Annotated in this window: 12 protein-coding genes; 4 read left to right on the forward strand and 8 right to left on the reverse strand. The window is 68.8% G+C overall.

The annotated features are described in order from the left end of the window. Positions 1-348: 348 nt before the first annotated feature. Together MBA17_RS23395 and MBA17_RS23400 are read right to left on the reverse strand one after the other, a co-directional pair. Positions 349-924 carry an HD domain-containing protein gene (locus MBA17_RS23395; RefSeq protein ID WP_238498688.1) on the reverse strand — a complete coding sequence of 192 codons (576 nt, stop codon included), beginning with the start codon at positions 922-924 and terminating at the stop codon, positions 349-351. A gap of 12 nt (positions 925-936) precedes the next feature. Beyond that, positions 937-1,995 carry a helix-turn-helix domain-containing protein gene (locus tag MBA17_RS23400; protein ID WP_238498689.1) on the reverse strand — a complete coding sequence of 353 codons (1,059 nt, stop codon included), beginning with the start codon at positions 1,993-1,995 and terminating at the stop codon, positions 937-939. Between the two features lie 213 nt (positions 1,996-2,208). On the opposite strand from MBA17_RS23400, the gene MBA17_RS23405 reads away from it, so the two are divergent. Beyond that, on the forward strand, positions 2,209-2,556 hold the full coding sequence (locus MBA17_RS23405) for a hypothetical protein (RefSeq protein ID WP_238498690.1): 348 nt from the start codon (positions 2,209-2,211) through the stop codon (positions 2,554-2,556). A 77-nt stretch (positions 2,557-2,633) separates the two neighbouring features. After that, positions 2,634-2,879, forward strand: a complete 246-nt coding sequence (locus MBA17_RS23410) for a hypothetical protein (RefSeq protein ID WP_238498691.1) — start codon at positions 2,634-2,636, stop codon at positions 2,877-2,879. Between the two features lie 487 nt (positions 2,880-3,366). Here MBA17_RS23410 and MBA17_RS23415 read toward each other — a convergent pair whose 3' ends face one another. Then, on the reverse strand, positions 3,367-4,371 hold the full coding sequence (locus MBA17_RS23415) for an AraC family transcriptional regulator (protein WP_238498692.1): 1,005 nt from the start codon (positions 4,369-4,371) through the stop codon (positions 3,367-3,369). 169 nt (positions 4,372-4,540) lie between these two features. Between MBA17_RS23415 and MBA17_RS23420 the strand changes: the two genes are divergently transcribed. Both MBA17_RS23420 and MBA17_RS23425 read left to right on the forward strand, forming a co-directional pair. Then, entirely contained in the window at positions 4,541-6,013 is a 1,473-nt protein-coding gene (locus tag MBA17_RS23420; RefSeq protein ID WP_238498693.1) for an MFS transporter, read from the forward strand. A 77-nt stretch (positions 6,014-6,090) separates the two neighbouring features. Next, a complete protein-coding gene (locus MBA17_RS23425) occupies positions 6,091-6,891 on the forward strand; it encodes a LysE family translocator (RefSeq protein ID WP_238498694.1) in 801 nt (266 codons plus the stop codon). A 13-nt stretch (positions 6,892-6,904) separates the two neighbouring features. On the opposite strand, the gene MBA17_RS23430 is transcribed toward MBA17_RS23425, so the two are convergent. The 5 genes from MBA17_RS23430 to MBA17_RS23450 are packed head-to-tail and all read right to left on the reverse strand — an operon-like array spanning position 6,905 to position 13,100. Then, positions 6,905-8,491, reverse strand: coding sequence for an acyl-CoA synthetase (locus tag MBA17_RS23430; RefSeq protein ID WP_238498695.1), 1,587 nt, complete (start codon positions 8,489-8,491; stop codon positions 6,905-6,907). A gap of 22 nt (positions 8,492-8,513) precedes the next feature. Further along, positions 8,514-9,662: a thiolase domain-containing protein gene (locus MBA17_RS23435; RefSeq protein WP_238498696.1), complete on the reverse strand. Its 1,149-nt coding sequence runs from the start codon at positions 9,660-9,662 to the stop codon at positions 8,514-8,516. After that, on the reverse strand, positions 9,659-10,681 hold the full coding sequence (locus MBA17_RS23440) for a thiolase domain-containing protein (protein WP_238498697.1): 1,023 nt from the start codon (positions 10,679-10,681) through the stop codon (positions 9,659-9,661). The genes MBA17_RS23435 and MBA17_RS23440 overlap by 4 nt, the downstream gene beginning before the upstream one ends. Before the next feature lie 3 nt (positions 10,682-10,684). Beyond that, positions 10,685-11,566 (reverse strand): Zn-ribbon domain-containing OB-fold protein, encoded by an 882-nt coding sequence (locus MBA17_RS23445; RefSeq protein ID WP_238498698.1) that lies wholly within the window; start codon positions 11,564-11,566, stop codon positions 10,685-10,687. Further along, entirely contained in the window at positions 11,556-13,100 is a 1,545-nt protein-coding gene (locus MBA17_RS23450) for an acyl-CoA synthetase (protein ID WP_238498699.1), read from the reverse strand. Before MBA17_RS23450 ends, MBA17_RS23445 begins: the two co-directional genes overlap by 11 nt. Positions 13,101-13,300: the final 200 nt, after the last annotated feature.

Genomic DNA, 13,300 nt, shown 5'->3' on the forward strand with positions numbered 1-13,300 from the left:
AGGCGACGGTCCCCTGCCTTCGACCTGATGACAGAGCGCACATCGTGAGGACTGATCCGCCCTCTTAAACGTGCTGGCACCGCACATGGCGGCACCATCAAGGCCCCCCGGCTTGGGTGGTCCGGGGGGGCCGCTCCTTTTGCCGGGGAAATCGGCAGCCTCACAGATCGAACGCGACCAGCGGTGCACCGGTCCTTGGCTACTCCGGCGTTGGCGCATCTCCTGGGATGGGTCAGTGGGTGGTGTCTCGGCGACCGGCCTGCCGGGTCAACGGTGATCGTCCCGCATGCGGGAACCAGGGTGTTCGCCTCCGGCGCGCTCGGGTCGTTCCACAGGTGCCCCCACAAATCAGTCTCCGCTGAGGACGCGCGTCATCCACTCCAGCGATCCGGTACTGAGCGCCTCGTCCGCGATCGCCTTGGCCGACGCCGTCTGGAGAGCGGCCAGTGAGCTGTCGATCCACGGCTGCACGTTCTGGTGGCCCTGCTCGCGGTATTCGACGGCCTGAATCAGGCACTCCAGCTTGTCGGCGTCACGGGCGCAGACGGCTTCGAGGCTGGCCTTCGCCTCGTACTCACCGACCGCCCCCGTCACCATCTCCGCCACTGGCGTGGGGATGCCGCGCACCTGGTCGGCGGTCACCTGCTCGTTCGGGGCGGCCTTCAGATAGCGCTTGCCGATGTATGGGATGTCGGTGATCCGAGTCTCCTGTGTGTCATGGAACAAGCTCATAAATGCCGCACGCTCGGGGTTCCCACCCTCCAGTGCCGCCACCACACTGGCGATGACCGCAGTCCGGAAGGAATGGTCAGCGATACTCTCCGGATCTCGCACTCCCGCCACCAGCCACCCGGTGCGCTTGTACCGCTTCAGCAGGCCCACCTCGTACAGCAGGCCCGTCAGCCTGGCCAGTTCCTCCGCCACGAACAATGTCTCCTACCTTTGGTGGATGATGCGCAGAGCGTAAAGGATCGCTCCCAACTCCCGCTGAGACTGCTGGGACACAGCGGCCTCGTCCAGCACCCGGCCGGCCGCTGCCCAAAGACTTTCCACACTGTGTGAGTCCAGCGCCGAGGGCCGTAACATGACCAGTGCCCACAGCGTGTGCACCACCACATCAACATACGGGTTCGCGGAGTACAGCCTGTCGATCAGGTGTCGAAGCAGTGCAGTCCCACGCCACGCGTCTGGGCTCAACTCGACCATGAACGTATCAACCAGTTGCGGGTCGCTAACCTCACCGAGCCAGTAAGCCCAATAGTTGAGATTCGCCACTTCACAGACCTCGTCGACCAGGCGGGTCTGGATGAAATGCTGCAATCCTTCCCGGTCTCCGATCCGCGCGAGCGAGTGCGCACCGGAGCGGACCACTGCCCACGCGGGTGTCCATTCACCGGCCCGGCCCATCCGGCGCACCTCGGCACGTTGGGTGGCCACGAGCCATTCGGCGGTATCGCTGCCCTCGTCGAAGCTGGCTACGTAATGCGCCTGGCGACGTAGGAGCATGCCGTCCACGCGCTTCGTGTCGGCCCGCTCTGCTGCTTTCTTCAGGTGGTCGAAGAAGTGCTCGTGTTCCTCAGGCAAGAGAGTAGGGAACGCAGCTACCGGTCCTCGACGACTCGCAGGACGGCCCGCTCCGGTCAGAGATGACGGCGGGATCTTGGTGAACGGCCACGCCACCAACTCCGTGGACGGGCGCGTGATCACCCACGATGCGAGCGGATGGTCAGCGCTGGAAGTATCCCCAGGTTCGGCGCTGAGTACGTAGCCGATGAACCTATCCGCCTCAAGAGCCATGTCGAGCTGAGACAGCAAGCGGGGGGACGCACCGAGCCGTAGGAGCGAAGACCGCAAGGAAAGGTAGTTCCCTGTCGCAATGGCCATGAGTGGCCGACGGCTGGACTCCCAGCCCTGCACTGTCGTGGGATCGATCGCCAACCGTTCCGCGAAATCTTCTTGAGTCACCCCAACCGACTCACGGATGACCTTGAGCACGTACCCGGAGATACGACCTTCACGGGCATGATTGCCAGAACCCCGACCGACAGTCAGAGTTCCCGGGCCACGAAACGCAATCAAAGCTGACCACCTCTACCTGAACTCGTACTCGCGGTCAGTTCTGGGGCGGCTGCGCCGACCATAGCGTTGCCATCAGCGAATTGAACGCTACTCCTCAGGGCCGGTGTGGTGGGGCCATTCTTCCCTTCGGTGGAAACAGGTGGACCCGCCGAGACGAAGCGATTCGCCTGGCATGCCCTTGATCGCACACTGGAGGTGCGCATTATGCATCGCTATAGAAAAGCGCAGCACACGGTCGGCACCTGGCGAATGATCGCTACCCACCAGAAATTCGGCTCCTACAGCAAGGCCCTTGCCACGCATCTCGACATGATCGAGCCAGGCTGGGTCATCTGGTACGGCGTGGCGTCCAGTCGCTTCTTCGCCATCCCCGCGTGGAACTGCCAGGGTCTGCTGATCGTGCAGGCGGACAGCGCCGGGGAACTCGTCGAACAGATGCGGGCGGTAGAGGACGGAAGCCGGGCGCTGATCCGGTGAGCGGTCACAGCGAATTCCTCTACGTCTTGGCAAGCCAAGACGCGTGGACACCTCCCCGGGACACACGGACGATTTACGTGTGGGACGCTGACAACGGCCACGGACGCAGGCGCTCCGGCGTCACCGGCTTCCGTCACCGCGCGGTCCTCGACCTGTTTCAGACCATGTGCGGTATGCCCGATCGAGGCGCCGCCGGAACACTCCGCGCGGCCATGCTCGACTGTGTCTCCCGTGCCCCGCTTTACATCTATAGCCCGGTGCTGATGCGCATGGGGCGTGATGAACGCACCGGCGGCATACTCGTCGAAGGTGGCGACGTCTGATGGACTCCCAGGGCAGGCCAAGTGCCTCTTCTGCCGCTTGGCTGCCGCATCCGTACGAGGACGGCGAGAATGCGACGGCCCGCACGGCGCGCGAGCAATCGGGCGCGCAGACCTGCTTGCCTGCGCCATCTACATGGCAGTGTTCCGCACTCAGCGCCATCGACGATCTGCATCGTGAAGCGCTGGCCTGCACTTACCCCGGGTGGCGGCTCTGCGTGCTGGGTGGCCTGTGGTGGGCGACCAGAATCGTGCCACCGACGTTGGAGCAGGTGCGGAGCGGTGTCCTGCACCAATTCGCTCGCCCGGATGTAATGCGACTGGGGCAGGTACTCAGCCAGCAACACGGAATACTTACAGGTATCCGGCACATGGGATAGAGCCGCACCCGCAATTCTTGCCGTATCGACGCACCTCAAATCGCCCACCGGCCGGGAGCTTGTCGGCGTCACGTGTGCAGATGGCTTCGAGGCTGGCCTTCTCCTCGTACTCACCGACCGCGCCGGTCACCATCTCTGCCAGCCACTGTGTTGAGGTCATCGCTCTGGGTTCTCATTTTGCCTGGTCGCCGGTATTTGCCGGGCGCGGTGCCGTACTCCCGTTTGAAGGCGTTGGCGAAGGCGAACTCCGAGGTGTAGCCGACCTGCTGGGCCACGGCGTTCAGGGGCGCGTCGGAGTCGCGTAGGAGCCGTGCCGCAGTGGTCAGGCGCCACCAGGTCAGGTAGGTGAGCGGCGGCTGGCCGACCAGGGCGGTGAATCGGCGGGCGAAGGCCGCACGGGAGAGCCCGGCTTGCACTCCCAGTTCCTCGACCGTCCACTGCCGGGCGGGATCGCGATGGATGCCGCCCAGAGCCGCGACGATCGCCGGGTCACCCAGCGCCGCAGCCCAGCCGGTGGCAGTGCCGTGCTCGGGCTGTTCGGCGAACCAGGCGCGCAGGATGAACAGCAGGAGCACGTCCAGGAGGGCGGGCACGACGGCGTCGGAGCCGAGGCGGGAGTTCGCCAGCTCGCCGCCGAGGAGATCGACGGCAGCGCGGAGCTCGAGATGGTGGCCGAGCCGAGCCGGCAGGTGAACGATCTGGGGGAGGTCGTTCAGGAGTGGGTGCGCGCGGGAAGGGGCGAACTGGTAGGCGCCGCACAGGGTCACGCTGGGAACGCCTGAGCCCTGCGCCGCCGCGTCCGGAGGGAACTCCTCTCGTTGCCCGAAGTGGAGGCCGTTCTCTCCGGGGGCGCAGAAGGGTTCGGTCAAGGGGGTGGAGGGAGTGTCGGCCAGCCCGTGATCAACCCCCCGGGGAAGGAACACCACGTCTCCCGGGCCCAGCGCGATGGGGGCGCCGTCCGGAGGGAGCAGCCAGCACGTCCCTTGGAGGATCACGTGGAAGGCGGCCCCCGGCACGGACGGATAGCGCCGCCCCCACGGACCATGTCGTCGCACGCGCGCGGAGGCGGGGCGTCCAACGCGCATGGCCACGATCACGTCACTGAGCACATCCATGAGCGGAGCATATCGCTGCATCCAGCAATAGAGACGATGGAGTATAAATGTAAGATTTTGAAGCATTGAGCATCTCTGTTGCTCATCCTACGGTCATGTGCCGGGGGAGAAGTGACCGCTTCCCCGGGGGGTGCCATCCCCCCTCTTGCCCTATCAGGAGTGCACGCACATGACCCACGACGCTCCACCGGCCCGGGGTTTGCGCTGGCGCGCGTTCGCCGTGCTCAGCGCCGTACAACTAATGATCATTATTGACTCCAGCATCGTGTACGTGGCGTTGCCGGCCATCCAGAACGATCTGGGCTTCTCTTCGGCGGGTCTGGCCTGGGTCGTGAACGCCTACATGATCGCCTTCGGCGGCCTGTTGCTGTTGTCCGGGCGGTTGGGCGACCTGATCGGCCGCAAGCGCATGTTCGTCATCGGCCTGCTCGTGTTCACCGCGGCCTCGCTACTGTGCGGGATGTCGGTGAGCCAGGAGATGCTGGTCGCCGCCCGGTTCGTTCAGGGAGCCGGCGGGGCGATGGCCTCGGCCGTGGTCATGGGCATCATCGTGACGATCTTCCAGGAGCCACGTGAGATGGCCAAGGCGATCGGGGCGATCGGCTTCGTCGCGGCCGCCGGTGGCGCGATCGGCGGTACCGCCGGGGGCATTCTGGCCCAGGCCGCCGGTTGGCACTGGATCTTCTTCGTCAACGTACCCGTTGGACTCGTGGCCGCGGTGCTGGCCGTACGCCTGCTGGTCACCGATCGTGGGCTCGGTCTCGCCGCGGGGGCCGACGTCGCAGGCGCCTTTCTGGTCACCGCGGGCCTGATGGTCGGCGTCTACACCATCGTCAAGGTCGAGGAGCACGGCTGGGGATCAGCGCACACGCTCGGCTTCGGCGCCCTGTCCATCATCCTGCTCGCGGGGTTCGCCGCCCGCCAGGCCAAGGCCAGGAGCCCGCTGATGCCGCTGCGCGTCTTCCGCTCGCGCAACCTGTCGGGCGCCAACCTCGTCCAGGTCCTGATGGTGGCGGGCATGTCCGGATTCCAGTTCCTCACCGTCTTGTACATGCAGCGGGTCCTGGGTTACGGCGCGGCCGAGACCAGCCTGGCGGGGCTCCCCATCGCGCTGGTGCTGGCGGTCGTCTCACTCGGCCTGTCCGCGCGGTTGAACACACGCTTCGGGCCGCGCGCCGTCCTGCTGACAGGTCTCACGCTCATCACGACGGCGCTCGCGTTGTTCACTCGCAGCCCGGTGGACGGCGGATACGCGCTGGACGTCCTGCCGTCGATGGTACTGCTCGGGGCGGGCGCCGGCCTGGCGATGCCCGCCGTAATCACCCTCGCCATGTCGGGCGTCCACCCCGGCGACGCCGGGCTCGCCTCCGGCCTGGCCGGAACAGGAGCGCAGGTCGGTGGCGCACTCGGCCTGGCAACCTTGGCCGCGCTGGCCTCGGGCCACACCGACGCTCTGGCCGCCGGCGGGCAGCACACCGTCTCGGCGCTGAACGCCGGCTATCACCTGGCATTCGGCGTCGGCGCCGGCCTCCTCGTCACCGCCGTCATCGTCGGGCTCATCATGCTGCGCTCCGGGCCGGCGACGCCGGCGCAGGGCCCCGCCGCCGGTGAGCGTCCGGCCGCGAGCCCCGCCCATTCCTGAACGACCGACCAAGAAGAGAAGAGTCCGTGATCAAGGTAGCGATCATCACCTCTGCTCGGCCTGTCAGAGCCCTCGGAGTGGATGACTTCAGCCTGCAGTGGCTCGCCGACCGGGTGCCCGACGTCGATCTACACGTCGACCAGCCGACGACGGGCGACCACCAGTGGTCGTCGGCCTGCACACTCGTCCTGTCCGAATGGGGGTGCGGGATAATGGCGGTGGGACGTACTATCTCCGGCATGCCCGATCTCGCGACTCTTGCCCTCTTCTGCGTGGCTGCGCTGGCCCTGTTGCTGGTGCCCGGACCGGCGGTGGTCTATATCGTCACCCGGAGTGTGGCGCAGGGGCGAGGGGCCGGGCTGGTGTCGATGCTCGGGGTGCACGCCGGGTCGGTCGTGCACGTGGTGGCGGCGGCACTGGGGATCAGCGCGCTGCTGGCGGCATCGTCGGTCGCCTTCACCATCGTGAAGTATCTCGGGGTCGCCTACCTGGTCTGGCTGGGCGTCCGGAAGCTGATGGGCGCCTCGAAGGAGACCGAGGCCGCCGAGATGGTGCCCGCCTCCAGGAAGCGGCTGTTCTGGGAGGGGTTCGTGGTCAACGCGCTCAACCCGAAGACGGCGCTCTTCTTCCTGGCGTTCCTCCCCCATTTCGTGGTGCCGGAGGCCGGGCCGGTGGCGCCGCAGATCGTGCTGCTCGGAATGCTGTTGATCGGGCTCGGGATGGCCACCGACGGCGCCTACGCCCTGCTCTCCTCGACGCTGGCGGGCGGGTTGAGGCGCTCGCCCAGGGCACGCCGCCGCCTCGATGTGGGCAGCGGCGTGATCTATCTGGGGATGGGAGCCGTCGCCGCCCTGTCGGGCGAGCCCGCCAAGGCGTGACGATCGGCGGGGGTCAGGAGCCGGCGGCCAGCACGATGTCGCGGGCCCACCGGTAGTCGGCCTTGCCCGCGGGTGAGCGGACCATCTCGGCGACGAAGGCGTAGCTGCGGGGCACCTTGTAGCCGGATAACCGTTCGCGGCAGTGCGCGTCGAGTTCGTCGGCCGTGGGCGGCAGGCCGGGGCGGGGTTCGACGACGGCCGCCACCCTGCTCCCCCAGCGCTCGTCGGGAACCCCGGTGACCACCGCGTCGAAGACCGCCGGATGCCCCTTCAACACCGCCTCGACCTCCTCGGGGAACACCTTCTCGCCGCCGGTGTTGATGCAGCCCGAGCCCCGGCCGAAGACGGTCATCGTGCCGTCCTCCTCGACCGTGGCGAGGTCGCCGGTGAGCAGCCAGCGGGTGCCGGCCGCGTCGGTCACGAACGTCCGCTCCGTCTTGTCCGGGTCGTTGTAGTAGCCGAAGGCGATCCGGCCCGACTTGGCGACGATGCCCATGCCGCCGGAGCCGGGAATGACCGGCTTCAGCATCTCGTCCAGCACCACCAGGTTCGCGGCGGCGGTGGGCTGGTATCTCAGGCCCGACTCCGGCGAGGACCCGGCGACGCCCGAGGCCGTGTAGCCCGACTCGGTCGAGCCGAAGCTGTCCAGGATCATCGTGCCGGGCAGCAGTTCCTGGAGCCGGTCGCGCACGGTCCCGGTCAGGATGGCCCCGGTGGAGCTGATCACCACGAGTGACGACAGGTCGTGGCCGCCGCGTGCGATCTCCTCGGCCAGCGGTCTGGCCATGGCGTCCCCGGTGATGTTCATCGTGATGACCTTCTCCCGCGAGACGGTCTGGAGCACGTCGACCGGGTCGAACTTACGCACGTAGACCATCGTGGCGCCCATCCAGAAGGCGATGAAGGTGGCCATCTGCGCCGCCCCGTGCATCAGCGGCGGCACCGCCATCATGATCACCGGCCCGGCCGCGAGCGCCGCCTCGATCACCTCCTCCGGCGTCTTGCGCGGCTCGCCGTACGGGTTGCCGCCGCCGAAGGCCATGAACAGGTCCTCGTTGCGCCACATCACGCCCTTCGGCATGCCGGTGGTGCCGCCGGTGTAGATGATGTAGAGGTCGTCGCCGGACCGCGCGGGGAAGCCGCGCGTCTCCGGCTGTCCCGCCAGCGCCTCCTCGTACGGCACGGCGCCCTCGACCGTCGTGACCCCGCCCACCGCGATCAGGTGGCGCAGCTCCGGAGCCAGCGGCGCGACCGAGGCCACCCGCTCGTCGAACTCCACGTCGAACAGCAGCGCCACGATGTCGGAGTCGTGGTAGAGGTAGAGCAGCTCGGACTCGACGTAGCGGTAGTTGACGTTGACGGGCACCGCACGGATCTTGAGCACCGCCAGCATCCCGGCGACGTACTCGACGCCGTTGTAGAGATGGATGCCCACATGCTGGCCCTGCCGTACGCCTGCCTCGGTGAGGTGGTGTGCGAGCCGGTTCGCCGTCGCGTCGAGTTCGGCGTAGGTGACGCGGCGGCCGGCGCAGACGACGGCGACGCGGTCCCCGATCGCGTCGGCGAGACCCTCGAACAGGTCGGCGTGGTTGAACTCCATCGGGGAGGCTCCTTCGGTCCGGTTAGGGCTTCTCGCTTCCGACGATCCACATGGCGAAGAACTGGGCGCCCCCGCCGTACGCGTGGCCGAGCGCGCGGCGTGCGCCGTCCACCTGGTGCTCGCCCGCCCTGCCCCTGACCTGCAACGCGGCCTCGGCGAACCGGATCAGGCCGGAGGCGCCGATCGGGTTGGCGGACAGCACGCCGCCCGAGGCGTTCCACGGGATGTCGCCGTCGAGGGCGGTGGCCCCCGACTCGGTCAGCTTCCAGCCCTCGCCATCCGCGGCGAAGCCCAGGTTCTCCAGCCACATCGGCTCATACCAGGAGAAGGGCACGTAGACTTCGGCGACGTCGAGCTCCCCGCGCGGGTCGGTGATGCCCGCCTGCCGGTAGACGTCGGCCGCGCAGTCCTTGCCCGCCTGCGGGCTCACCGTGTCGCGGCCGGCCCGGAAGATCGGCTCGGAGCGCATCGCCGTGCCGTGCACCCAGGCGGGCGTGCCGGTCACCGCCGCCTCCGAGCTGAGCACCATCGCGCACGCGCCGTCGGAGGACGGGCAGGTCTCCAGGTAGCGGATCGGCTCCCACAGCATCGGGGTCGCCTCCACCGTCTTCCGGTCGATGCCGGGGATCCGCAGGTGCGCGTAGGGGTTCTTCAGCGCGTTGAGCCGGTCCTTGACGGCGACGAGGGTGCCGATGTGCCCGGGGGCGCCGGTGCGGCGCATGTACTCGCGGATGTGCGGGGCGAAGTAGCCGCCCGCGCCGACGACCAGCGAGGCGCTGAACGGCACGTGGGTCGACAGGGCCCAGGTCGCGTTCGACTCGGACTGCTTCTCGAAGGCCACCACCAGCACCCGCTCGTGCACGCCGCCCTGGATCAGCGACGCGCCGACCAGCGCGGTGGACCCGCCGACGCTGCCCGCCGTGTGCACCCGCATCATCGGTTTGCCCGCCGCGCCGAGCGCGTCCGCGAGGTACGCCTCGGGCATCATCACGCCCTCGAACAGGTCGGGCGCCTTGCCGATCACCACGGCGTCGATGTCCGCGAAGGTCAGCCCGGCGTCCTGGAGCGCCCGCAGCGCCGCCTCCCGGACGAGCCCGGCGATCGAGACGTCCAACCGCCTGGTCTGATATTTCGTCTGACCGACCCCGATGACCGCGCACCTGTTGCTCATCGGGCCTCCATCACGGTGACGAGGTTGTGCTGCAGACAGGGCCCCGAGGTGGCGTGCCCGAGAGTACGGCCGGCGCTGCCGTCCAGGATCCGGGCCGCCGCCTCGCCGATCCTGATCAGGCCGGTCGCCATCACCGGGTTGGCGGCCAGCGGCCCGCCGCTCGGGTTGACGATCGTGTCCGCGCCCAGATCGAGCGCGGCCCGCAGGATCGGCTCCTCGTGGCTGAACTGCGTGTGCAGCTCCGCCACGTCGAGGCGTCCCTTGCCCGAGCCCGCCACCCGCCCGGCGTCGGCGGTGGAGACGGACCGGGCGAGGTCCCGCATCCCCAGGTAGTGCGGTTCGATGCGGTGCGCGATCCCGCTGATCCAGGCGGGCCGCTCGCACAGCTCCCCGGCCAGGTCACCCGCCGCGAGCACGACCGCCGCCGCCCCGTCCGTGATCGGCGCGATGTCGTACGGCATGAGCGGCTCGACCTCGAACTCCCCGGCCATCGGCTCCGGCAGGTCCAGCGCGTGCGGGTTGGCCCGGCCGGCTGCGCGGCTGCGCCGTACGATCTCGTCGAGGGTGGTGCGGTCGGCGGCGAGCGCGGCCGCCTGGAGGGCGGCGAAGGAGACCTGGTCGAGGCCGAGCGGGGCGAGGTAGTAGGGGTCGAGCTGGAGGGTCATGATCTCGCGCAGGTCGCCCTGTGAGGACTTGCCGAAGCCGTAGACCAGGGCGGAGTCGATGTCGCCGTGCTGGAGTCGCACCCACGCCTCGTACAGGGCCCAGGCGGCGTCCATCTCGACGTGGCTTTCGGAGATCGGCGGCCAGGCGCCGATCGCGTCGAGCGCGGAGACGAAGGAGAACGGCGCGCCCGCCAGGTAGTCGCAGCTCCCCGAGCAGGTGAAGCCGAAGGTCCGCAGGCCCGAGCGGGCGCGGATGTCGTTGATCAGCGGGCCGATCAGCTCGGGTTCGGTCAGCCCGGCGTCGTGCCCGGTGTGTGTGGTCTGGGCGAACGCCACCACCGCTACGTCACGCATCGGCTACAGCTCCACGTCCGGTTCGCCGGTGGGGGCGAACCACTTGATGTTGGCCATCGACGCCGTCCGTTCCGCCTCGGGCACCCACACGGCCCGCACCCGCATGCCCTGCCGTACCTCGTGTGCGGGCACCCCGCCGACCAGGGCGATCATCGGCACGTCGGCGCCGTCGAGCAGGATGTAGGCCGAGACGAAGGGGACCTCGGGGGCGCGCGGGTCGGGCAGGTTGTTGATCGCGAAGGTGGTGATCGTGCCGGTGTCGGGGAGCTCGACCTCCTCGGTGATCGGGGTGCCGCACTGCGGGCAGGCGCTCCGGAACGGCACGTAGACCGCGTGGCAGGAGTCGCAGCGCCCGCCGAGGAGGATGCCGTCGCGCACCTTCGCCAGGAAACGGGAGAGCGCCTCGCCCGGCTGGATCTGGTAGGTCAGGCGGATCGGCGCGACCATCCCGGTGACCTCCGGCACGAAGCTCTCGATGTCGGTGATGTGCCCGGCCCGTTCGGCCCGCCAGCGGGGCCGGACGCGCAGTCCCGGGCGCATGGCCTTGGCCGAGCCCGCGTCCACCGCGTGGACCAGCGCGGTGTCGGCGCCGTCCAGCCTGATCAGCGCCCAGGCGAACGGCGTGGCCAGCGGATGGCCGGGGCGCGGTGTGCCCACCCAGGCCCAGCTCTCGACCGTGCCCGCCGGGCCGACCGGGACCCACTCGCCGGTGACCGGCTCGCCCGTCGCCGGATCGTACTCCAGCGGCGGCACCAGCACCCTGCCCTGCGCGGTCCGGACCCCGACGAGCCGGGCGTCGCGCAACTCGGTGAGGAAGCGCCCGATCACCGGGCCCGTCGTCCTGGTGTAGCCGCCGGGGAATTCGAGGACGTGCTCAGATCGCACGGTCGTGGCCCTCCCAGTAGGGATCGCGCAGCTTGCGTTTCAGCAGCTTGCCGTTGGGTTCGCGGGGCATCTCCGCGATGAAGTCGACCGACTTGGGCCACTTCATGCCGGCGAGCCTGCCGCGCAGCGAGCCGAGGATCTCCTCGGCCAGCTCGGGTCCGGGTCGATGGCCCGGGGCGGGTTCGATGACGGCCTTGATCTGCTCGCCCCACTCCTCGTCGGGGATGCCGAAGACGGCCACGTCGGCCACCTTGGGGTGGACCATCAGCTCGTTCTCGATCTCGGCGGGGTAGATGTTGGTCCCGCCGGAGATGATCATGTCGGCCTTGCGGTCGCAGAGGAACAGGTAGCCGTCGGCGTCGAGGTAGCCGATGTCGCCGACGGTGAAGTGGTCCTTGAGCCGGTTCGCCTCGGTCTTGGCGCGGTCGCCCTTGTACTCGAAGGCGACCCCGGCCATCTTCATGTAGATCGTGCCGGGGGTCCCCACCGGGACGGGCCGGTGGTCGTCGTCCACGATGAGCAGCTCGCTGATCGGCCAGGCGGTGCCGACCGTGCCGGGATGCGACCGCCAGCCCTCAGGCGTCGCGAGGGTGCCGCCGCCCTCGGTGGCCGCGTAGTACTCGTAGATGCAGTCGCCCCACCATTCGAGCATCGCCCACTTCACCGGGACGGGGCAGGGCGCGGCGGCGTGGATCATCCACCTAAGCGACGATAAATCGTATTTTGTGCGGATCTCGTCTGGGAGGGAGAGGAGGCGTTTGAAGTGAGTCGGCACCATATGGGAGTTAGTGACCCGGTACCGCTCGCAGAGCCGCAGCGTCTCCTCCGCGTCCCACCTGTCCATGTAGACCAGTGTGTGACCCATGTGCAGCGCCGTTCCGCCGAACTGGGTGACCGCCGTGTGATAGCTCGGCGAGGTGACCAGGTGCGCGTTGGGCCGGCCCGGGGTGATGCCGAAGAGGCTGGGCAGGAAGGCCATCAGTTCGGCGGCGTCGTCGGGGTCCAGGCCGCTCAACGGCCGCCGCACCCCCTTGGGCCGGCCGGTGGTCCCCGAGGTGTAGTGCATGGCGGTGCCCGCCGTACGGGCCTCGGGGGGGTCGGCGGGTCGGCCGTCGGTGAGGTCGGCGACCGGCCGGAAGCCGTCGATGTCGCCGAAGGCGAAGCGGCGGTGGGGTTCGATGGCGCGGGCTCCGCGGGCGCCTTCCCCGGCGAAGCGCTCGTGCACGAAGAACGCCCTGGCCTCGCTGTCCGCCACGATGTACTCGATCTCCGGGCCGGTCAGGTGCCAGTTGACCGGCGTGTAGTACCAGCCGGCCTGTAACGCGGCGAGGTAGAGGACCAGCCCGTCCACCCCGTTGGGGGCCAGCCCGCAGATGCCGTCCCCCGGCCGCAGTCCCAGCTCCCTGAGCCCGTGGACCAGCCGGTTCGCCCGCGCGAGCAGGTCTCCCGCCCGGTGCTCGGTGCCGTCCGGATCGACGGCGGCGATCCATCCGGGGTCCGCCTGCGCCAGCCGCCAGAAACCGAGCGTGCCCATCCGGAACTCCCTTGTCCGGTTCGTCCGCGAGGCTTCGGAGCGCCTTTCCCCGGCGGGGGCCCTGGCGGTACCGGAGGATGCGAACAAGAATCTGTTCTAGTACGCAGCGGCAGACTAACCCGGGGCGACTATACCGAGCAAGCGCTTGATCCAGTCGGGTTCCCGCGCTTCGGCGGACGGTCCGTCCACGGGCTTTCGTG

The organism is Dolomitihabitans soli, from assembly GCF_022213955.1.
Classification (GTDB): Bacteria; Actinomycetota; Actinomycetes; order Streptosporangiales; family Streptosporangiaceae; genus Streptosporangium_A; species Streptosporangium_A soli.